19 protein-coding genes, 2 tRNA genes and 2 rRNA genes are annotated in these 21,545 nt (G+C 63.0%); 12 read left to right on the forward strand and 11 right to left on the reverse strand.

Annotation, left to right across the window (positions count from 1 at the left end; all coding sequences use genetic code 11):
- Positions 1 to 50 precede the first annotated feature (50 nt).
- The gene (locus LPB04_RS02380; protein ID WP_193687213.1) at positions 51 to 452 is read right to left on the reverse strand and encodes a PTS sugar transporter subunit IIA; all 402 of its coding nucleotides are present in this window, start codon (positions 450 to 452) and stop codon (positions 51 to 53) included.
- Position 453: 1 nt separating this feature from the next.
- Complete coding sequence (gshB, locus tag LPB04_RS02385) at positions 454 to 1,398, reverse strand: glutathione synthase (protein WP_193687214.1); 945 nt, start codon at positions 1,396 to 1,398, stop codon at positions 454 to 456.
- Positions 1,399 to 1,588: 190 nt separating this feature from the next.
- Between gshB and LPB04_RS02390 the strand changes: the two genes are divergently transcribed.
- Positions 1,589 to 2,302, forward strand: a complete 714-nt coding sequence (locus tag LPB04_RS02390; RefSeq protein WP_193687215.1) for a class I SAM-dependent methyltransferase — start codon at positions 1,589 to 1,591, stop codon at positions 2,300 to 2,302.
- Positions 2,303 to 2,458: 156 nt separating this feature from the next.
- Here the strand turns inward: LPB04_RS02390 and gshA are convergent, their stop codons facing one another.
- The 4 genes from gshA to LPB04_RS02410 form a co-directional block, all read right to left on the reverse strand.
- A complete protein-coding gene (gene gshA / locus LPB04_RS02395) occupies positions 2,459 to 3,760 on the reverse strand; it encodes a glutamate--cysteine ligase (RefSeq protein WP_193687216.1) in 1,302 nt (433 codons plus the stop codon).
- Between the two features lie 174 nt (positions 3,761 to 3,934).
- Positions 3,935 to 5,338 (reverse strand): ammonium transporter, encoded by a 1,404-nt coding sequence (gene amt / locus LPB04_RS02400; RefSeq protein ID WP_193687217.1) that lies wholly within the window; start codon positions 5,336 to 5,338, stop codon positions 3,935 to 3,937.
- 10 nt (positions 5,339 to 5,348) lie between these two features.
- Complete coding sequence (glnK, locus tag LPB04_RS02405) at positions 5,349 to 5,687, reverse strand: P-II family nitrogen regulator (RefSeq protein WP_193687218.1); 339 nt, start codon at positions 5,685 to 5,687, stop codon at positions 5,349 to 5,351.
- A gap of 13 nt (positions 5,688 to 5,700) precedes the next feature.
- A complete protein-coding gene (locus LPB04_RS02410) occupies positions 5,701 to 6,459 on the reverse strand; it encodes a TorF family putative porin (protein ID WP_193687219.1) in 759 nt (252 codons plus the stop codon).
- Between the two features lie 257 nt (positions 6,460 to 6,716).
- On the opposite strand from LPB04_RS02410, the gene LPB04_RS02415 reads away from it, so the two are divergent.
- Together LPB04_RS02415 and LPB04_RS02420 are read left to right on the forward strand one after the other, a co-directional pair.
- Positions 6,717 to 6,971 (forward strand): accessory factor UbiK family protein, encoded by a 255-nt coding sequence (locus LPB04_RS02415; protein ID WP_136222310.1) that lies wholly within the window; start codon positions 6,717 to 6,719, stop codon positions 6,969 to 6,971.
- A gap of 32 nt (positions 6,972 to 7,003) precedes the next feature.
- On the forward strand, positions 7,004 to 9,472 hold the full coding sequence (locus LPB04_RS02420; RefSeq protein ID WP_193687220.1) for an adenosylcobalamin-dependent ribonucleoside-diphosphate reductase: 2,469 nt from the start codon (positions 7,004 to 7,006) through the stop codon (positions 9,470 to 9,472).
- Here the strand turns inward: LPB04_RS02420 and LPB04_RS02425 are convergent, their stop codons facing one another.
- Complete coding sequence (locus LPB04_RS02425; protein WP_193687221.1) at positions 9,473 to 9,895, reverse strand: VOC family protein; 423 nt, start codon at positions 9,893 to 9,895, stop codon at positions 9,473 to 9,475.
- A gap of 188 nt (positions 9,896 to 10,083) precedes the next feature.
- On the opposite strand from LPB04_RS02425, the gene LPB04_RS02430 reads away from it, so the two are divergent.
- The 9 genes from LPB04_RS02430 (at position 10,084) to LPB04_RS02470 (ending at position 17,792) form a co-directional block, all read left to right on the forward strand.
- A complete protein-coding gene (locus LPB04_RS02430; protein WP_193687222.1) occupies positions 10,084 to 10,959 on the forward strand; it encodes a protein phosphatase 2C domain-containing protein in 876 nt (291 codons plus the stop codon).
- Positions 10,960 to 11,009: 50 nt separating this feature from the next.
- Positions 11,010 to 11,528: an OmpH family outer membrane protein gene (locus LPB04_RS02435; RefSeq protein ID WP_193687223.1), complete on the forward strand. Its 519-nt coding sequence runs from the start codon at positions 11,010 to 11,012 to the stop codon at positions 11,526 to 11,528.
- Between the two features lie 120 nt (positions 11,529 to 11,648).
- A complete protein-coding gene (locus LPB04_RS02440) occupies positions 11,649 to 12,221 on the forward strand; it encodes a DUF2239 family protein (protein WP_193687224.1) in 573 nt (190 codons plus the stop codon).
- Positions 12,222 to 12,388: 167 nt separating this feature from the next.
- Complete coding sequence (locus tag LPB04_RS02445) at positions 12,389 to 12,901, forward strand: adenine phosphoribosyltransferase (protein WP_227496726.1); 513 nt, start codon at positions 12,389 to 12,391, stop codon at positions 12,899 to 12,901.
- Between the two features lie 110 nt (positions 12,902 to 13,011).
- Positions 13,012 to 14,535 (forward strand): YifB family Mg chelatase-like AAA ATPase, encoded by a 1,524-nt coding sequence (locus LPB04_RS02450; RefSeq protein ID WP_193687226.1) that lies wholly within the window; start codon positions 13,012 to 13,014, stop codon positions 14,533 to 14,535.
- A gap of 32 nt (positions 14,536 to 14,567) precedes the next feature.
- Entirely contained in the window at positions 14,568 to 15,083 is a 516-nt protein-coding gene (locus LPB04_RS02455) for a hypothetical protein (protein WP_193687227.1), read from the forward strand.
- Positions 15,083 to 15,820, forward strand: coding sequence for an ABC transporter ATP-binding protein (locus LPB04_RS02460; RefSeq protein WP_193687228.1), 738 nt, complete (start codon positions 15,083 to 15,085; stop codon positions 15,818 to 15,820). Before LPB04_RS02455 ends, LPB04_RS02460 begins: the two co-directional genes overlap by 1 nt.
- Positions 15,817 to 17,373 (forward strand): hypothetical protein, encoded by a 1,557-nt coding sequence (locus tag LPB04_RS02465; RefSeq protein WP_193687229.1) that lies wholly within the window; start codon positions 15,817 to 15,819, stop codon positions 17,371 to 17,373. Before LPB04_RS02460 ends, LPB04_RS02465 begins: the two co-directional genes overlap by 4 nt.
- A gap of 74 nt (positions 17,374 to 17,447) precedes the next feature.
- Complete coding sequence (locus LPB04_RS02470) at positions 17,448 to 17,792, forward strand: DUF1840 domain-containing protein (RefSeq protein WP_193687230.1); 345 nt, start codon at positions 17,448 to 17,450, stop codon at positions 17,790 to 17,792.
- A 183-nt stretch (positions 17,793 to 17,975) separates the two neighbouring features.
- On the opposite strand, the gene rrf is transcribed toward LPB04_RS02470, so the two are convergent.
- The 4 genes from rrf to LPB04_RS02490 form a co-directional block, all read right to left on the reverse strand.
- Positions 17,976 to 18,088 (reverse strand): 5S ribosomal RNA (rrf, locus tag LPB04_RS02475).
- Positions 18,089 to 18,211: 123 nt separating this feature from the next.
- A 23S ribosomal RNA gene (locus tag LPB04_RS02480) occupies positions 18,212 to 21,085 on the reverse strand.
- 222 nt (positions 21,086 to 21,307) lie between these two features.
- A tRNA-Ala gene (locus LPB04_RS02485) sits at positions 21,308 to 21,383 on the reverse strand.
- Between the two features lie 21 nt (positions 21,384 to 21,404).
- Positions 21,405 to 21,481, reverse strand: a tRNA-Ile gene (locus tag LPB04_RS02490).
- Positions 21,482 to 21,545: the final 64 nt, after the last annotated feature.

The raw sequence follows: 21,545 nt of genomic DNA on the forward strand, positions 1-21,545 counted from the left end.
GTTTTCTTTTCAATCGTCAGAACTGCATCCTCGGTACTTCCGAAACCAGGTCAACCGACACGGATGCGGTTGTCGACCCGCACTGCGCCGTTTTGTGCCCCTGCCAGCGCCATCTCCACCACCACGTCGAGCGTATCTCTCCGATAGGTAATCGCGCGCAGCAGCATCGGCAGGCTGATGCCGGCGATGACTTCCACGTGGCCGTCGATCGCCAGCGAATTGCAGCAGTTGGCCGGCGTGCCGCCCTTGATGTCGGTGATCACGAGCACGCCATCGCCCTCGTCGAGGCGCGCGATTGCCTCGCGCGCACGGATGTTGACGGCCTGCGTGTCTTCGTCGGCGGCGACGTCGATCGCCTCGAAGCGTTCGGTCGGCCCGCGAAACACGTGGGCCACCGCCGTGATGAATGCCTGGCCCAGCGGTGCGTGGGTCAGGAGCAGAATGCCTACCATGTCATTTCCCTGTTGCCAGCTCGACGGCGTCGATGAACATCGCCGCCACGTCGAAACCGGTCTGGTCGGTGATCTCCTGGAAACAGGTCGGGCTGGTGACATTCACCTCGGTCAGGAAATCGCCGATCACGTCTAATCCTACCAGCAACAGCCCACGCTCGGCCAGCAGCGGCCCGAGCGCCTCGGCGATCTCGCGGTCGCGCTCGGTGATCGGCTGGGCCACGCCGATGCCGCCGGCCGCCAGGTTGCCGCGCACTTCGGACCCCTGCGGGATGCGCGCCAGCGCGAAGGGCACCGGCTTGCCGCCGATGACGAGGATGCGCTTGTCGCCTTTGACGATTTCCGGAATGTATTTTTGTACCATGATGGTACGTTTGCCATTGTCGCTCAGGGTCTCGATGATGGCGCCCAGGTTCATCGCATCGTGCTTGACGCGGAAAATGCCGGTGCCGCCCATGCCGTCGAGCGGCTTGAAGATCACGTCGCCATGCTGGGCGTGGAAAGCGCGCAGGCGCTTTTCCGAGGAGGTGACCAGGGTCGGCGAGGTAAACTGGCTGAACTGGCCGATGGCCAGCTTTTCGTTGTGGTCGCGGATCGCCGACGGACGGTTGAAGACGCGCGCGCCCTGCTTCTCCGCCAGTTCCAGCAGATAGGTGCCGTAGACATATTCCATGTCGAAGGGCGGGTCCTTGCGCTCGATGATGGCGTCGAAGCTCGACAGGCGCAGGTCGCGCGCCTCGTCGGCGCGGTACCAGGCGTCCTGCTCGCCCGTCAGGTGGATGCGCCGCACCTCGGCCGACACCACGCCCAGTTCGAGCGCCATGTCGCGCTGCTCGAAGGCGTAGATCTCGTGCCCGCGGCGCGCCGCCTCGCGCATCATCGCGAAGGTCGAGTCCTTGTAGATCTTGAAACCGGATAAGGGATCGGCGAGGAAGGCGATTTTCATGGAGGGTCCTGTCTGGGTAATGCCCTCGATTTTAGCCGGAATCCCGAAGTCGCGCGGCCGGCCCGCCCGGTCCAGATAATTCTACTGGGCACATAATGCTGATGGGCAAATTGCGCGGGATCGCGCAGGACCGACATCGCGCCTGAGCGTGCGCAAACCGGAGCGCGAAAGCCTGCGCGAGGATGGATGCATGAACGCCCAACTCGACCCGCAACCCGAGCAGGAGCGCATCGCGCGCGTCTACCGCGGCTGGCATGGCGGCGCCGCGCTCGCGCGCTATGCCTGGCACCGGCCCGACATCGTGTTCCAGCACGCCATGCGCACGCGGGTCTTGTCGCGCCTGCTGGCGAACACCGTCGGGACCGACCTCGGCAAGGTACGGGTGATCGATGTCGGCTGCGGCACCGGCAGTTTCCTGCGCCAGCTGATCGACTGGGGGGCGACGCCCGCCCATCTCACCGGCACCGAACTGCAGCAGGACCGGCTCGACCTTGCCCGGCCGCGCTCGGCGCCGGACGTGCACTGGCATTGCGGTCCCCTGAGCGCCCTGCCTGCGGCCAATGCCGACCTGGTCAGCGCCAACACCGTAATCTCCTCGGTGCTCGACCCCGCGCTGCGCGCGCGCCTGGCGGCCGACATGTGGCGCCTGTTGAAACCGGGCGGCTGGTGCCTCGTCTTCGACTTCCGCTACAACAACCCGCGCAATCCGCACGTGCGCAAGGTCACGTGCGCCGAGCTCGACGGCTATTGGCCCGGGCAGCGCCGGCATTACCAGACCCTGCTGCTGGCGCCCCCCGTCGGCCGCGCACTGGCCGCCATGCCGGCGCTGGTGACGGAAACGCTCGCGGCGCTGGCGCCGCCGTTGCGTTCGCATTTCATGTATATGGTGCAGAAGGAGCGGTGACGTACTGAAACCGTAGGGTGGGCTCTGCCCACGCGGTCATGCCCTCGCATACCGCACGGCTTGCGGATAAGGTGCAGCATGCATGTGGTTTACCCGCGTGGGCGGAGCCCGATGCATCCGTGGGCGAGGCCATTGGCCTCGCCCACCCCTACAAAATCAATACACTTCCGGATTCGGATCCGTGCGTTCCATCTCGAGCGAAGCGGCCAACAATCCCAGCCGCGCCACGACGCCGTACACATAAAACCGGTTCGGCGCCGCCGTCCCCGGCTTCGCCTTCAGGTCCGGCACCGCATGCTGCTGGGCAAACGCCAGCGGCACATATTGGGAGCCCGGCGCATTCAGGTTCTGGTCGATGCCGCGCTCGGCGTGCACGCGATAAAAACCGCCGACCACATAGCGGTCGATCATGTAGACCACCGGCTCGGCCACCGCGTCGTCGATCTTTTCGAAGGTCGGCACGCCTTCCTGCACGATCAGGTCGGTCACGGCGACGCCGTCCTTGATCACCGACATCTTGGCGCGTTGCTTCAGGGACAGGTCGCGCACTTCGCTCGCATCCTTGACGGTCATCACGCCCATGCCGTAGGTGCCGGCGTCGGGCTTCACGATCACGAAGGGTTTTTGCTCCTTCATGCCGTATTCCTTGTATTTCTTCTTGATCTTCGAAAGCAGCGAGGACACGGCGTCGGCCAGGGCTTCGGTCCCCTGGTCGTGCTCGAGGTCGATTTCGTTGACCTTGGCATGCAGCGGATTCACCAGCCACGGATCGATGTCGATCAGCTTGCCGAACTTCTTCGCCACCTCGTCGAACGCCTTCAGGTGGTTGCTCTTGCGGCGCAGCGCCCAGCCGGCGTGGACCGGCGGCAGCAGCGACTGTTCGTGGATGTTTTCCAGGATCGAGGGGATGCCGCTCGATAAGTCGTTGTTCAGCAGGATGGTGCACGGATCGAAGTCGGCCAGGCCCAGGCGGCGCCCGTTGCTTGAGCGTACCAGCGGTTCCACGACCAGCATGTTCCCGTCCGGCAGCGCCAGCGGGGTCGGCTGGGTGACGTCGGGAGAGAGCGAACCGAGGCGCACGTGCAGGCCGGTCTGGCGGAAGATCTGCATCAAGCGCGCCACGTTCTGCAGGTAATGCGGGTTGCGCGTGTGCGTTTCCGGGATCAGGAGCAGGTTGCGCGCGTCCGGACAGTATTTGTCGATCGCCGCCATCGCCGCCTGGACCGTCAGCGGCAGCATCTCGGTGGCGAGATTATTGAAACCGCCCGGGAACAGGTTGGTGTCGACCGGCGCCAGTTTGTAGCCGGCATTGCGCAGGTCGACCGAGCAATAGAAGGGCGGCGTGTGCTCCTGCCACTCGAGGCGGAACCAGCGCTCGATGGCCGGCGTGGCGTCGAGGATCTTTTTTTCTAAATCGAGCAGCGGGCCGGTCAGGGCGGTTGCGAGGTGCGGAACCATGAAAGTGGGCGTCCTTTATTAAGCTCTTGAAAACGGGCTTCTTGGCAATGAGTGCCCTTAATTTGGGGCAATATGCCCTATTTTAAAGGCTCATGTTGCGCCGCACCGAAAAAACAAAAAGGGCGCCCCGCGGGGCGCCCTTTTGTTCACTTCTATGCCGATCGGGTCGCGGTATTACGAATGGTACGCCGATTCGCCGTGGCTGGTAATATCCAGGCCCTCGCGTTCCTGCTCTTCCGGCACGCGCAGGCCGATCACGATGTCGACGATCTTGAAGGCGACGAAGGCAACGACCGCCGACCAGACGATGGTCACGCCGATCGCCTGGGCCTGCACCCAGACCTGGTGGCCGATCGAGTAGACGTCGGTCGATGCCTTGTTGGTGACGTAATCCCAGACGCCCTGCCCGCCCAGTTGCGGCGCGGCGAAGACGCCGGTCAGCAGTGCGCCGACGATACCGCCGACACCGTGCACGCCGAACACGTCGAGCGAATCGTCGACGCGCAGCAGGCGCTTCAGGCCGTTCACGCCCCACAGGCAGACGAAGCCGCCGACGATACCGATGACCAGTGCACCCATCGGGCCGACGAAACCGCAGGCCGGGGTGATCGCCACCAGGCCCGACACGGCGCCGGATGCCGCACCCAGCATCGACGGTTTGCCCTTGGTGAGCCATTCGCCCATGGTCCAGGCGACGGTGGACGCCGCGGTGGCCAGCAGGGTGTTGATGAAGGCCAGGGCCGCGATGTCGCCCGCTTCCAGTGCCGAGCCGGCGTTGAAGCCGAACCAGCCCACCCACAGCAGCGAAGCGCCGATCATGGTCATGGTCATCGAGTGCGGTGCCATCGATTCGCGGCCGTAGCCGACGCGTTTGCCGATCACGTAGGCGCCGACCAGACCCGCAACTGCCGCATTGATGTGGACCACGGTGCCGCCCGCGAAATCGAGCGCTCCCTTCTGCCACAGCCAGCCGGCATCGGCCGTGACGCTGGCCAGGGTGGCCGCGTCCTTGATCGCGTCAGGACCGGCCCAGAACCAGACCATGTGTGCGACCGGGATATAGCCGAAGGTGAACCACAGCACCACGAACAGCATCACGGCGGCGAAACGCGCGCGCTCGGCAAAGGCGCCGACGATCAGGCCGCAGGTAATCGCGGCAAAGGTGCCCTGGAAGGCGACGAAGATGAACTCGGGAATCATCGTCTCCTTGCTGAAGGTGGCAGCCATGCTGAAGACGCCGGCGGCCGGATCGTAGATGCCGTTCAGGAAGGCGCGGTCAAAACCGCCGATGAAGGGGCTGCCGCCGGTGAAGGCCAGCGAATAGCCGTACAGGCACCACAGGACGATGATCAGCGAGAAGATCATGAACACTTGCAGCAGCACCGACAGCATGTTTTTCGCGCGCACCAGGCCGCCGTAGAACAGGGCCAGGCCCGGGATCGACATCATGATCACGAGGATGGTGGCGATGAACATCCAGGCGGTATCGCCCTTGTTGATGCCTGGGGCGGCCCAGGCCGGCAGCGCAACACCCAGCGCCAGCACAGCGCCGAGGAGTTTGGAAGCGATTGATTTCATTAGGATCCCCTTACAGTGCTTCGTTGCCGGTCTCGCCGGTACGGATACGGATGACCTGGCTGAGGTCGGACACGAAAATCTTGCCGTCGCCGATCTTGCCGGTGCGCGCGGCGCCCTGGATGGCGTCGATGACCTGGTCGACGATGTCGTCATCCACGGCCGCTTCGATCTTGATCTTCGGCAGGAAGTCGACCACATACTCGGCGCCACGGTAGAGCTCGGTGTGGCCTTTCTGGCGGCCGAAGCCTTTGACTTCGGTGACCGTCATGCCCTGCACGTTAATTTCCGACAGCGCCTCACGCACTTCGTCGAGCTTGAAGGGCTTGATAATGGCGGTAATCAGTTTCATCGCATTGCCTCTTTCAGAAAGTTTTGGAGACGGACAGCACCGCCGCCGAGCGGCCGAGATTGCGTCCCCGTGGATCCACATAGGCTTCGGTATTGGCCTTGATCCAGGCCAGGGACACGCTGGCAAAGCCGAAGTCCTTCGTGACGCCGACCTTGTAGTCGGTATAGGACAGCGGGCTGTTGTTCTTCACGCGCTGGTGCCCGACGTGCAGGTTCAGCACCAGGCCTTCGACGGCGGTGACCGGTACGTTGGCGCCGAGGTCCAGGTAGCCGCTCTGCTTGCTGTCGGTGGTGCCGAACAGGTTCGTGGTCGAGTGCGAATACTTCAGGTAGCCCGGACCGAAACCGACCTGGCCGTACAGTTCGAAGGTGTTCGCGTTCGGGTGCAGGTCGTTCGACGGATACCAGTAATACAGGCCGCCGACGTCGTAGCTGATCGCTTCCGTGATCTGGCCGCGCTTGCCGCCGTACAGGTCGACCTCGACGTTGCCGTCGCCGCCCAGGTCCTTCGTCCACTTGATGGTCGAGAGCCAGGTACCGACATAGAAACCGGTCGGGCTGTGGGTGTAGTCGACGCCGCCCTGCAGCGCGGGATCGAAGCGGCTCTGCGACAGCCCGCGGTAGCGGTACTCGGTGGTCAGCGCCGCGTTGTAGCTGAGCTGGTGCTCGGCGACCGGCGCAGCCGCTGCTTCTTGCGCCTGCGCATTGCCCATCATTACCAGCGCCAGCAATGCTGCGTTCGCGACTGCACTACCTGCTAACTTGATCTTCATGACGATTTCCCTTGCTTGGATGGACGGATGTGGTGTTCTGGTGCCCTGGGTTGCAGCTTTACCCATCCTGTAGCAGAATGCGTGCCAGCCCCTATGGACGTGTATAAGGGCTCTCATGTGCTTGATTTTTCGCTCTCGCGCCCCACTTCTGGTGATACTCACCACAAATAAGTGCGCAGCCGGCGCAGGATGCGCCGTCATGCACTAAACGAGGTCGCCCCGCACCACCGCGGTGCGCCGCCTCAGACCCAGGACTTTTGGATATGAATAATTTCTTTAATGACTTGCAAGGCAAGATCAACCAGGCCATGGAAAGCTCGCCCGCCAAGGACATCGAGCGCAACGTCAAGGCGATGATGACCCAGGGCTTTTCCAAGCTCGACCTGGTGACGCGCGAGGAATTCGACATCCAGGCCCAGGTGCTGGCAAAGACGCGCGCAAAGCTCGAAGCGCTCGAGCTGCGCGTGGCCGAGCTGGAAGCGCGGCTGACGGAGACGGCTCCGAAGGTGTAATGGCGCTGCCGGCGTAACTTCCGAGTGACGCCATGAATGCAAACGAAAAATTGATCGGCACGGGCTTGCCTCCACAAGAGGTGTCGATCGACGTACTGCGCGAAAAATACGCGAAAGGCCACGAGACCTCGGTCGCCGAGGTGCGCCAGCGCGTGGCCCGCGCCCTTGCCGCGCGAGAAGCCCCTGAACGCCGCGCCGAACTCACCGAACGTTTTCTGTGGGCCATGGAAAACGGTTTCGTTCCGGGCGGACGCATCAACTCCGCCGCCGGCCTCGATCTCAAAGCTACCCTCATCAATTGTTTCGTCCAGCCGGTAGGCGATTCCGTCACCGGCTGCGAAGATGGCCTGCCCGGCATCTACACGGCGCTGGCCGAGGCAGCGGAAACGATGCGCCGCGGCGGCGGCGTCGGTTACGACTTCAGCGCCATCCGCCCCTTCGGCAGCCTCGTCCACGGCACCCGCTCGCGCGCCTCCGGACCGGTCTCGTACATGGAATTGTTCGACGCCTCCTGCCGCACGGTGGAATCGGCCGGCGCCCGGCGCGGCGCCCAGATGGGGGTGCTGCGCATCGACCATCCCGACATCGAACGGTTTATCGCGGCCAAGGACAGCGGCGCCCTCTCGAATTTCAATATCTCGGTCGGCGTCAGCGACGCCTTCATGCATGCGCTGGAAGCGGACGCCACCTTCCCGCTGGTGCACCGCGCCGAGCCGGGAGAAGAACTGCTTGCGGCAGGCGCGCATCAACGCGAGGACGGCCTCTGGGTCTACCGCGAAGTGCGCGCCAGGACGCTCTGGGACAGCATCATGGCCTCGACCTATGATCACGCGGAGCCGGGCGTGCTGTTCATCGACCGCATGAACGCCGAGAACAACCTCTGGTATTGCGAGCGGCTGCGCGCGACCAATCCCTGCGGCGAGCAGCCGCTGCCGGCCTACGGCTGCTGCGATCTCGGCTCGATCAACCTCACCTGCTTCGTCGACGGGCCCTTCAGCGAGGACGCCCGCTTCGACTTCGAGCGCATGCGCGAGGTCGCGGCGGTCGCGGTACGCATGCTCGACCTGGTGCTGGACGCCACCGAGTGGCCCTTGCCACAGCAGGCGCTCGAGGCGCGCGCCAAGCGCCGCATCGGCCTCGGCTTCCTCGGCCTGGGCAGCGCACTGGTCATGCTGGGCCTGCGCTACGACGCGCCCGAGGGCCGCGCACTGGCCGCACGGATCGCCGAAGCGCTGCGCGATGCGGCGTATGCGGCGTCAAATGAACTGGCGCGCGAAAAAGGCGCCTTTCCCCTGTTCGATGCGGCGCGCTACCTGGAAGGCGCCTTCGTGGCGCGCCTGCCGCACGACCTGCGTGAAGCGATCCGCGTGCATGGCATCCGCAACTCCCACCTGCTCTCGATCGCGCCGACCGGCACGATTGCGCTGGCCTTTGCCGACAATGCCTCGAACGGCATCGAGCCCGCCTACTCCTGGACCTATCAGCGCAAGAAGCGGATGCCGGACGATTCGATGCGCGCCTACGAGGTGCAGGACCACGCCTGGCGCCTTTATCTGCGCCTCGATCCCGATGCCACGCCGGACGGTCCGCTGCCGCCGCAGTTCGTCACCGCCCTGCAGATGAGCGCCGACGACCACCTGCGCATGCTAGAAGCGGTCCAGCCCTACATCGACACCTCGATCTCGAAGACGGTGAACGTGCCGGTCGATTATCCGTATGACGATTTCCGCGGCCTGTACCTGGAAGCCTGGCGCGCCGGCTTGAAGGGGCTGGCGACCTATCGGCCGAACACGGTGCTGGGCAGCGTGCTGGGAACGGTGGCCGACGCCGGCCCGGCCGCCCAGGACGAGGATCCGCTGCGCAAGCGCTTCGACGGCCGTCCGCTGGGCGAACTCGATTCGGTCACCTCGAAGATCGAGTATTCGACCCAGGAAGGCCGCAAGACCCTGTACCTGACGGTGAGCTTCATCCGGGCCGAGGGTGTGATCGACGGCTTGCCGGTGACGATCGAGCGCCCCTTCGAATTCTTCATGCCGGCCAACCAGCGCAGCGACGGCCAGCAATGGATCACCTCCTCGATGCGCCTGCTCTCGATGCTGGCGCGCGCCGGCGGGCCGATCGCCAAGGCGCTGGCCGACATGCGCGACGTGGTCTGGGAAAAGGGCCCGGTGCGCTGCGGTTTTCTCACGCGCGAGGACGGCACGCGGGTGCCGGTGTTTCACGACTCGGAGGCGGCCGCGGTCGGCTTCATGCTGCAGCGGATCCTGATTGGACGCGGCTTCCTCGACAGCCAGGGCAATCAGGTACCGGTGCCGCAACTGGCGCGCCAGCTCGCCGCGCGTGGCGGTTCAGTCGATATGGCGCCGCCCGAGCCCACGGCGGCAAGCGCGCCGCCGCCGGCCCTGGGTGCGAAATGCCCCGAATGCGGCGCCCGCGCGCTGCGCAAGATCGACGGCTGCACGCGCTGCGACAACTGCCAGTACGTGGGCGAATGCGGCTGATTACTTGGCGAAGACCTGGCTGATGTCGCCGAAGGCCTTGAATTCGAGCGCATTGCCCGACGGGTCGAGGAAGAACATGGTCGCCTGCTCGCCCACCTGCCCCTTGAAGCGCACGTGCGGCTCGATGACGAACCGGGTGCCGGCCGCGCGCAGCTTGTCGGCCAGGCTTTCCCACTGCTCCATCGGCAGGATCGCACCGAAGTGGCGTACCGGGACATTGTGGCCGTCGACCGCGTTGGTCGGCGCCGCGCTCACTTCGTCGGGCGCCAGGTGGGCCACCACCTGGTGGCCATAGAAATTGAAGTCGACCCACTCGTCGGAGCTGCGGCCTTCGGGGCAGCCGAGCAAATCGCCATAAAAACGGCGCGCCTCGGCCAGGTCGCGTACCGGGAAAGCCAGGTGAAACAGGGGCGTGGATTGCATGAGAATCTCCCAAAAAAGTGGCGGACAATGCCTGCCTATTCTAGAGAGGTTCGCGCTCACAAACACAGCGTTCTTGACAGGTCCGAGTCGGGAAAAGTCGATGTCCACGCATTCCCGGCGCTTTCGCTCGATTAACGATACGCCGCGGTGATAACATCGAGGTCATCCGCCAACCGACAACGATGTGCATGACCACCGAACAAATTTCCCGCGCCCCGGACGGCGGTATCAATGAAGACCTGATCGCGGTGTTCGAGTCCGGGGAGACGACCGACCTGGTGGTGCTCGATGGCGCCACCTCGGTCGCCGACGCCGACTACGTCGACCGCGAACAGGGCGATGTCGCCTGGTTCGTGCAGGCCTTTGCCGCCGAACTCGGAAAAGCGATCGCACCAGGCCTGGCCCAGGGCGCGGCCGTGCGGCGGGCGGTCGCTGCGGTGCGCGATGCCTGGGCGGCGCGGGCCGGTGCACAGGCGATTCCCTTGTACGCCCACCCGCTGGCCGCCCTCACCTGGATCCGCATCCGGCACGAGCAAGACCAGCTCGCGCTCGCGCTCTACTGCCTGGGCGACTGCAAGGCGTTCGCATTCGACGCCGCCGGCGCGGTGCTCGACCTCGACCCTTACCTCAATCCGCAGGAGGCCGTGCTGCAGGAAGCGATCGCCGCCCTCGCCCTCGAAGGCGTGAGCGATCCGGCAGCGAAGCGCGCGCGCCTGCTGCCGATGCTGCGTGCGCGCCGCGCATTCCAGCACGGGTCGCCGGCGCCGGATGTGCTGTGCCTGGCGCCGCAGGGCGAATTCAAGGCGCGCGAATACGCCTTGCGGCTGGCGCCGGGAACCGCCGTGCTGGGCATGACCGACGGTTATTATCGGCTGGTCGACTCCTATGGGCTGTATACGATCGAGGAACTGGCGCAGCGCTGCCGGACCGATGGACTGGCCGCTCTGCTCGATGAACTGCGCGCATTCGAAGCGGCGCGGGCGTCCGCCACCCTGGCGGTGAAAAGCGCCGACGATGCATCGGCGGTACTGTGGACCGGTCCCACCAGGAAGGAAAGCGAATGATTTCGTTTGATTGGCGCATTGGAGCGCCGCGCGACCGGCAAGGAAAACCATTGAACAAGCATCTGAAGTATGTGGCGGCGCTGTGCCTTGCTGCGCTCTTGTGCGGCCCGGCCGCCGCCCAGGACACCCTGCGCCCGGCCGAAGCGCGGATCGTCGTCGTCAACGTCGAGCGCCTGCTGGTCGACTCGAAACGCGCGCGCGCCGCGACCGCAAAAATCGAGGCCGAATTCACCCCGCGGCGCGAGCGGATCGCAGCCCAGCTGCGCCAGCTGCGCGCGCTGTCGGACAAGCTGGCGCAGGACGCCCCGCAGCTCGACGACCGCGAGAAGCTCGTGCGTTCGCGCGCCGTGGGCGAACTCGAACGGAACATCCGCCGCGCCCAGGCGCAAATCAGCGACGATTTCGCCGAACGCACGGCGTCCGAACGTGCCGCGATTGCCAAATGCATCGTCGAGATCGTCACCCGCCTGCCCGCCCAGCTTGGTGTGGACGTGGTCCTGACGCGCACCATCTGGCACCGGCCGCAGATCGACGTCACGGACAAGGTCGAGGCCATGCTGGACCGGTAAGCCGAGTCGCCGCAAGGCCGTCGCTTATTTTACCCGGATGTTATTGCGCCCTGCTTTTTATCCGGGTAATATCTCCGCATGCGCTCCTTGTCGGGAAGCGCCTCACGAAAGGAGAATCCCATGCTGCCCAACAACTGCATCGCTTTTGCCGGAACCGAACTCCTGGCCAGGGGTGAGCTCGTCGAGGTCGTGCGCGCCGTCAAGGCCGCGCTCGACAAAGGGTCCGACCGTTCGATCGCACTGCTCGACGCCGCCACGAGTCAACCGGTCGACATCAATTTCACCGGCACGGAAGAAGAGGTGCTGCAACGGATTCCGCGTGCGCCCGGGCGCGGCGCCGGCCGCCCCAAGCTGGGCGTCATTCCGCGCGAAGTGACGCTGCTGCCGCGCCATTGGGAATGGCTGGCAAAGCAGCCGGGCGGCGCCTCGGTGGCGCTGCGCAAGCTGGTCGAACACGCCTCGCGCGATGCGCGCGAGGCCGACATGATGCGCGAAGCGCGCGACGCGGCCTATCGCTTCATGCATGAGCTGATGGGCGATGCGGCCGGCTTCGAAGAGGCGTCGCGGGCGCTGTTCGCGAGCGATGGCGAACGCTTCCAGGGACTCGTTGCGGATTGGCCGGGGGACGTGCGTGCGCATCTGCTGGAGCTGGCCGGGCCTGCGTTCGGCAGCGGGCAGGCGCCCAGCAGCTAGTTCGCCAGGCTGCTGGTTACGTCCGGCGTTTCGAGCGCCAGCTTCCGGCCGGCGACCGGCTTGACGGCGCTCGGGATGCGCACATGTTTCTGCTGCGCGCAGCCTGTGCGCAGACCTGCGATAATCTCGTCCCCCATTCGCTTCACCCACACGACCATATACCTCACATGAATGATTTCGACAGCGTTCCGCTGGAATTTTTTCAGGATTACCCGGAACCGGGTGTCAATTTTATCGATGTCGGTTGCATTTTCGATAACCCTGACCATTGGCGCCTCGCCGTCGATACCTTGCACGCGGAGACCGAGGGCTTGCACTTCGACTTCATTCTTGCCATGGACGCGCGTGGATTCATGATCGCCGGTGCCCTCGCCTACGAGCGCAAGGTCGGCTTCGCCATGGCGCGCAAGGCGGGCAAATTGCCCGGCAAGGCGATCAGCATCGATTACCAGCGCGAATACGGAAGCGCGACCATCGAGATCCAGCCGGAGCGCATCAAGGGCCAGCGCGTGCTGATCGTCGATGACGTGCTGGCCACCGGCGGCACCATCGAAGCGGCAGCGGCCCTGCTGCGCCAGCTTGGAAAAGAGGTCGTCGGTGCAGCGGCCCTGTTCGATATCGCTTTCTTCAAGGAGAAGCGCGCGCTGACGATGCCAATCGTGACCTTGCGCGACGTCTGAAACTTCCTGCACGCACCTGAACCTGGAGACGATGCAGGCTTGGGTCCGCTCAACAGGTGGACTCCAAAGCGGTGCCACCATCCTGCGAGTCCTCACTTGCCAGGAACCCCATGAGCCTCGCCGTGTTACGCAGCCGCGCCCTGTCCGGCATGGAAGCGCCCGCCGTCAGCGTCGAAGTCCATCTCGCCAACGGGCTCCCCGGCCTGACCATCGTCGGCCTTCCCGACGCCGAGGTGCGCGAGGCGAAAGACCGGGTGCGCGCCGCCTTGCAGAACGTCGGCTTCGAGATGCCGGCGCGGCGCATTACCGTCAACCTGGCGCCGGCCGACCTGCCAAAGGAATCCGGCCGTTTCGATTTGCCGATCGCCCTCGGCATCCTGGCCGCCTCCGGCCAGATCCCCTCCACGGAACTCGACCGCTACGAATTCGCCGGCGAGTTGTCGCTCTCCGGACAATTGCGTCCGGTACGCGGTGCACTGGCAATGACCTTTGCCATCGGCCGTAGTGGGGGTGAAACGCGGCGCGCCTTCATCCTGCCGAAAGCAAATGCCGACGAGGCAGCACTGGTCATGGATGCCGCCATTTATCCGGCCGATACGCTCTTGCAGGTGTGCGCCCACTTCGCCGCAAGCGACGAGGGTGCGCGGCTTGACCGCTACCGCAACGAGCGGCCCGGGCAGCCCGTGTGCTATCCGGATTTCACCGACGTCAAGGGGCAGCAGCATGCGAAACGGGCGCTGGAAATCGCCGCAGCCGGCAACCATTCGCTCTTGTTGATGGGGCCGCCGGGCGCCGGCAAAAGCATGCTGGCCTCGCGCTTCCCGGGTTTGTTGCCGCCGATGACGGACGAGGAAGCGCTGGAAGCGGCGGCGGTGCAGTCACTGAACGGCAGTTTTTCGGCCGAACGCTGGCGCGTGCGCCCGTTTCGCAGTCCACACCATACGAGCTCGGGCGTCGCTTTGGTCGGCGGGGGCAATGCACCGCGTCCGGGAGAGGTGTCGCTGGCGCATTGCGGGGTCCTGTTTCTCGACGAGCTGCCGGAATTTGACCGCAAGGTGCTCGAGGTGCTGCGCCAGCCGCTCGAGTCGGGCCGGATTACCATCTCGCGCGCCGCGCACCAGGCCGAGTTTCCGGCGCGCTTCCAGCTGATCGCCGCGATGAATCCCTGTCCCTGCGGCTGGCAGGGTCACCCGTCGAGCAAGTGCCACTGCAGCAACGAGAGTGCGCTGCGCTACCGCGACCGGATTTCCGGCCCGCTGCTCGACCGCATCGACATGCAGATCGAGGTGAGCGCGATGTCGCCCGATGCGATGAGCGCCCGCGCCGATGGCGAGAGCACGGCCAGCATCGCCGAGCGGGTGGCGCGTGCCCATGCGCTGCAGCTGGAGCGCCAGGGCAAGCCGAACCAGCGTCTGAGCACGCGCGAGATCGAACGCCACTGCGCCCTCGATCCGCTGAGTGAGCGCACGCTACGCTCGGCCATGTCGCTGATGCACTGGTCGGCGCGGGCGTATCACCGCGTGCTGAAGGTGGCGCGCACCATCGCCGACCTGGCGGGGACTTCGGCCATCGAGGCGCCGCACATGGCGGAAGCGGTGCAGTACCGGCGCGGGCTGCAGGAGCGGCCGAGCTAGCGCGGGGGCAGGTGCCCTGCTACCATCGACGCATGCAAAAACGATCATTCCTTGTTGTCGTCCTTTCCGGTGCCCTGCTCCTGCTCGGCTGCAATCCCACCTATAACTGGCGCGACTACAGCAGTCCTGAGGCGCCCTACCGGATCATGTTCCCGGCCAAGCCGGCGACGCACACGCGCAATGTCGACCTCGACGGCATGCAGGTGGAGATGACGATGACGGCCGCCGAGGTCGAAGGCGTGATGTTTGCCGTCGGCACTGGTACGGCGCCCGACCCGGCGCAGGCCCAGGCGGCGGTCGCGGCCATGAAAACTGCCCTGGTGCGCAACATCGGCGCCAAGGTCGAGCGCGAAAGCACGGCGACGGCGGGCAACGAGGCCGCCGTCGACATCGACGCCATCGGCAGCGCGAACGGCCAGCCGATGAAGCTGCGCGGCCATTTCGAAGCGCACGGCAAGCGCTTCTACCAGGTGATCGTGCTGGGTAAGGCAAGCGCCGTGGCGTCCGAGCACAGCGACCAGTTCATTTCTTCTTTTAAACTGCTGTGATGCCGCACTCGCCTTCGCCTGCGCTGGCGCTCAGCGGCCTGAGCAAAAGTTTCGGCCGCCCGGCGGTCGATGGCCTGGACCTGGCTGTCGCGCGCGGGGAATTCTATGCGCTGCTGGGACCGAACGGCGCGGGCAAGACGACGACCTTGCGCATGGTCGCGGGCCTGCTGGCGCCGGATGCGGGACGGATCGAGGTGCTCGGCATCGACCTTGCCGCCGACCCGGCAGCGGCCAAGCGCAAGCTCGCCTATCTGCCGGACGATCCCATGCTCTACGGGAAGCTGAAACCGGTCGAGTATCTTGAATTCGTGGCCGGCTTGTGGGGCGTCGACGGCAAGGCGGCCGAGCTGCGCGCGCGCGAACTGCTCGAATGGCTCGACCTGGACCGGCATGCACACGAATTGACTGAGGGATTCTCGCGCGGCATGAAGCAGAAGCTGGCCCTGGCTGGTGCCCTGATCCATGAACCCGAGCTCCTCATCCTGGACGAGCCGCTGACCGGCCTCGACGCGGGCGCCGCGCGCCAGGTCAAGGATCTGCTGTTGTCCCACGTGGCCAAGGGCGGTACGGTGATCCTGACCACCCATATCCTGGAAGTAGCGGAGCGGCTCGCGCAACGCATCGGCATCATCCAGCATGGCCGGCTGATCGCCGAGGGAACGCTCGATCAATTGCGCGAGGCGACACCCGGCGCGACGCTGGAGGAAATGTTCCTGCGCCTGACGGGTCCGGCATGACGCTGCGGCCCGGCACTGCCCGGTGGTTGCTGCGCCATGAATTGCGGCTGTTCTGGTATAGCCTGGCAAGCGGCAAGGAAGGTGCGCCGCGCCGGCCGACGTGGCGGGTGATCGGCGGCGGGCTGCTGGTCTGGCTCGGCTTGCACGCCGCCGTGTTCGCCCTGCTTGATGCGATCGGGCCGGCCGGCGGCATGCCGCCGCGTCAGTTCGCGGTCGCCGTCACCGCGCTCCTGCTGGCGACCTTTCTGTTCATGCTCTCGAGCGCGCTGAAAAGCAGCGTCGAGACGCTGTTCGACCGCGGCGACCTCGACTTGCTGCTGTCGTCGCCGCTGCCCTCGCGCAGTATTTTTATCGTGAAACTGACGGGCATGGCCGTCGGTGTCGCCGGCTTGTACCTGTTTTTCCTGGCGCCGTTTGCCCACGTCGGGCTGGTGCTGGGGCAGGTCCGCTGGATGGCGATTTATCCGGTCCTGTTCGCGATGGCGGTGCTGGCCGCATCGGCGGCGATGCTGCTCACGCTCGCGCTGGTGCGCGTACTGGGCGCCCGCCGTACCCGTGTCGTCGCGCAAGTCGTCGGCGCGCTGGCCGGCGCCCTCCTGTTCCTGCTGTCGCAGGCAGGCAGCCTGGTGTCGCAGCGCGACGGTCCGGCACCGACGGCGATCGCCCGCGTCATGGCGAAGGTAGAGACACTCGATCCGGGCAGCCTGCTGTTCCTGCCGGCACGCGCCGCCCTCGGCGATGCGCGTGCAGTCGCCGTCGTCGCCGCGCTGGGCTTGTTTGCCGCACTGCTGACCGTGCGCTCGACGCACCGCTTCTTCGTCCAGGGTCTGCAGCAAGCGGCGGGCAGCGAGCGCGTAGCACGCCCTTCTGGTCCGGTGCGCTATCGTTTTGATCGCAGCCTGGCGCAGCTTGTGCTCGTCAAGGAATGGCGCCTGGTCGGGCGCGATCCGCACCTGATCTCGCAAGTGCTGCTGCAGCTGCTGTATTTGCTGCCGCTGTGCTTTATCGTGTTTCGAAAAAGCGAGCTGCAAGTGCCGGCGATTGCCGGCGGCCTGACGATGCTGTGCGGTTCACTGAGCGCCTCGCTGTCCTGGATCATCCTGCTGGCCGAAGATGCGCCGGACCTGCTGCAGACCTCGCCGGCCAGGATGGCTACCGTGCGCATGGCAAAACTGGCGGCGGCGGTCCTCCCCGTATTTGTCCTGGTCGGCCTTCCGCTCGTGTGGCTGATCCTGCGCACGCCCGTGGCCGGGTTGCTGACGGCAGGCACGGTCTGCGGCGCAATCCTGAGCGCGGCCTTGATCAATTTGTGGACGGGCCGGCCGACGGCCCGGGGCGAATTCAAGAACCGGGGGCAGCGCAGCGTGACGACCCGCCTGCTCGAGCTGTGCGGCCTGCTGGCATGGGCGGCACTGGCCTGGCTGCTGCCGCGTGTGGCCGCGGCCGATGCCGTACCGGTCGGCCTCGGTGTCGCAGCGGGCACGGGCGCCGCTGCGGCGCTCGCATTCGGCGTCGTGCCGCTCGCCTGGTTGCTGCGCCATCGTGTCCGCTAGGGACGTGCGCGAGGTGACCGCACCCTGCACTCGTGTTATCGTTTAGTTACGACGAAAAAACACGAGAACGCACTATGTTAATTACCTTCAAAAGCAAAGCCTATCCCGACGTGATGATGTACCAGGACCACGCCAAGCGCATCCTGGACCTGCTCCACAAGGAACCGGAGATCGGCGTCATCACCTCGGCTGAAGCGGGGCGTGCCGTCGAACTGCTCGAGCACGAAATCGAAGAAAGCCGCAAGCACCCGCCGTCCGACGAGGTCGCGCAGGACATCAAGGCCCATCGCGGCGAAGACGACGACGATCCGGATCATGAGCAGGCCCAGTTGGTCAGCTTCTCGACCCGGGCCTATCCGATGCTCGAGATGCTGCGCGCGGCCCGTGACAATCGCTGCGACATCCTCTGGGGTGTCTGAGCCGGGATGTAGTCAAGTGAAATAAGGCGGTCTAGTTGCCGCCTGGCTACCGCCACGGCTGCGGAAAGCCGACAACGAAAGCCCGTCAGCACTGCTGGCGGGCTTTTTAATGAGCTGGAGAACGAACCGACAGACAAAAAAAAACCCGCTCAGATCAATGAGCGGGTTTTTTCTTTATAACTAGCCTGACGATAACCTACTTTCACACTGGTTGCAGCACTATCATCGGCGCAAAGTCGTTTCACGGTCCTGTTCGGGATGGGAAGGGGTGGGACCGACTTGCTATGGTCATCAGGCATGACTTGTACGAGACGCAGTTCTCATGAACTGCGACTCAGAATCTGGAGGAAGTAAAGTTGGGTAGTGTGTATCAACAAACAGCACACTGTATTCGATTGAACTATACCTGCTAAGGTTATAGGGACAAGCCGTACGGGCAATTAGTACTGGTTAGCTTAATGCATTACTGCACTTCCACACCCAGCCTATCAACGTCCTGGTCTCGAACGACCCTTCAAGGAGCTCAAGGCTCCGGGAAATCTCATCTCAAGGCAAGTTTCCCGCTTAGATGCTTTCAGCGGTTATCTCTTCCGAACTTAGCTACCCGGCAATGCCACTGGCGTGACAACCGGTACACCAGAGGTTCGTCCACTCCGGTCCTCTCGTACTAGGAGCAGCCCCCTTCAAATTTCCAACGCCCACGGCAGATAGGGACCAAACTGTCTCACGACGTTTTAAACCCAGCTCACGTACCACTTTAAATGGCGAACAGCCATACCCTTGGGACCGGCTACAGCCCCAGGATGTGATGAGCCGACATCGAGGTGCCAAACTCCCCCGTCGATATGAACTCTTGGGAGGAATCAGCCTGTTATCCCCAGAGTACCTTTTATCCGTTGAGCGATGGCCCTTCCATACAGAACCACCGGATCACTATGTCCTACTTTCGTACCTGCTCGACTTGTCGGTCTCGCAGTTAAGCACGCTTATGCCATTGCACTATTAGCACGATGTCCGACCGTACCTAGCGTACCTTCGAACTCCTCCGTTACACTTTAGGAGGAGACCGCCCCAGTCAAACTGCCTACCATGCACTGTCCCCGATCCGGATAACGGACCAAGGTTAGAACCTCAAACAAACCAGGGTGGTATTTCAAGGATGGCTCCACGAGAACTGGCGTCCCCGCTTCAAAGCCTCCCACCTATCCTACACAGATTGGTTCAAAGTCCAATGCAAAGCTACAGTAAAGGTTCATGGGGTCTTTCCGTCTAGCCGCGGGTAGATTGCATCATCACAAACATTTCAACTTCGCTGAGTCTCGGGAGGAGACAGTGTGGCCATCGTTACGCCATTCGTGCAGGTCGGAACTTACCCGACAAGGAATTTCGCTACCTTAGGACCGTTATAGTTACGGCCGCCGTTTACTGGGACTTCAATCAAGAGCTTGCACCCCATCATTTAATCTTCCAGCACCGGGCAGGCGTCACACCCTATACGTCCACTTTCGTGTTTGCAGAGTGCTGTGTTTTTATTAAACAGTCGCAGCCACCAGTTTATTGCAACCCTTTCGCCCTTCCACAGTAAAGTGGTCAAGCTACCGGGGCGTACCTTTTCCCGAAGTTACGGTACCAATTTGCCGAGTTCCTTCTCCCGAGTTCTCTCAAGCGCCTTAGAATACTCATCTCGCCCACCTGTGTCGGTTTGCGGTACGGTCTCGTATGACTGAAGCTTAGAGGCTTTTCTTGGAACCACTTCCGATTGCTTCGCAGCATAAAGCCGCTCGTCCCACCCCCTTGAATTCCGCGCCCGGATTTGCCTAAGCGCCTTCTATGAGGCAGAAACTGACTATTCCAACAGTCAGACAACCTTCCGCGATCCGTCCCCCCATCGCATCATACGACGGTGCAGGAATATTAACCTGCTTCCCATCAGCTACGCATCTCTGCCTCGCCTTAGGGGCCGACTCACCCTGCTCCGATGAACGTTGAACAGGAAACCTTGGGCTTACGGCGTGGAGGCTTTTCACCCCCATTATCGCTACTCATGTCAGCATTCGCACTTCTGATACCTCCAGCATCCTTCACAAGACACCTTCGCAGGCTTACAGAACGCTCTCCTACCATATGCTTACGCATATCCGCAGCTTCGGTGACTGGCTTAGCCCCGTTACATCTTCCGCGCAGGACGACTCGATCAGTGAGCTATTACGCTTTCTTTAAATGGTGGCTGCTTCTAAGCCAACATCCTGACTGTTTTAGCCTTCCCACTTCGTTTTCCACTTAGCCAATCTTTGGGACCTTAGCTGGCGGTCTGGGTTGTTTCCCTCTTGACGCCGGACGTTAGCACCCGACGTCTGTCTCCCAAGCTCGCACTCATCGGTATTCGGAGTTTGCAATGGTTTGGTAAGTCGCAATGACCCCCTAGCCATAACAGTGCTCTACCCCCGATGGTGATACTTGAGGCACTACCTAAATAGTTTTCGGAGAGAACCAGCTATTTCCAAGTTTGTTTAGCCTTTCACCCCTACCCACAGCTCATCCCCTAATTTTTCAACATTAGTGGGTTCGGACCTCCAGGGCGTGTTACCGCACCTTCATCCTGGCCATGGGTAGATCACTTGGTTTCGGGTCTACACCCAGCGACTGTCGCCCTGTTCGGACTCGATTTCTCTACGGCTCCCCTATTCGGTTAACCTCGCCACTGAATGTAAGTCGCTGACCCATTATACAAAAGGTACGCCGTCACGGAACAAGTCCGCTCCGACTGTTTGTATGCACACGGTTTCAGGATCTATTTCACTCCCCTCCCGGGGTTCTTTTCGCCTTTCCCTCACGGTACTGGTTCACTATCGGTCGATTACGAGTATTTAGCCTTGGAGGATGGTCCCCCCATGTTCAGACAGGATTTCTCGTGTCCCGCCCTACTTGTCGTACGCTTAGTACCACCGGTCTGATTTCGTGTACGGGGCTATCACCCGCTATGGCGCCTATTTCCAGAAGCTTCCACTATCAGTCCGACTATCACGTACAGGCTCTTCCCATTTCGCTCGCCACTACTTTGGGAATCTCGGTTGATTTCTTTTCCTGCAGCTACTTAGATGTTTCAGTTCGCCGCGTTCGCTTTGCATACCTATGTATTCAGCATGCAATGACCTAAAAGGCCGGGTTTCCCCATTCGGAAATCTGCGGATCAAAGTGTGTTTGCTCACTCCCCGCAGCTTATCGCAAGCTACTACGTCCTTCATCGCCTGTAATCGCCAAGGCATCCACCATGTGCACTTATTCGCTTGTCCCTATAACGTTAGCCCCTGGTTACTCACCAGGGAGCGCTATAGTTCAAGGAGTACAGCTTGTTGCATGTTTGTTGATTCTTACTACTACCCTAAGTGTGCACTTTTACATGCACGCTTAAAAAAACTTTACTTCTTCCAGATTGTTAAAGAACAGAACAACAGTGATCTCGAAAAGATCAAACCTAAATCGCACCAGGAACTGGATGACTTACGTTTGAACTTTGGTGGAGGATGACGGGATCGAACCGACGACCCCCTGCTTGCAAAGCAGGTGCTCTCCCAGCTGAGCTAATCCCCCTTATTGGGTTTGCCAATAACTTGGTAGGGCTGGTTGGACTCGAACCAACGACCCCCGCGTTATCAACACGGTGCTCTAACCAGCTGAGCTACAGCCCCGAAACTGTGTTCTTTGTTCAACAGTCGATAAGTGTGAGCGTTTGGTGACTGGGTTCAAGACCCG

Origin of the sequence: Massilia litorea (assembly GCF_015101885.1) — a bacterium.
GTDB lineage: Bacteria > Pseudomonadota > Gammaproteobacteria > Burkholderiales > Burkholderiaceae_D > Telluria > Telluria litorea.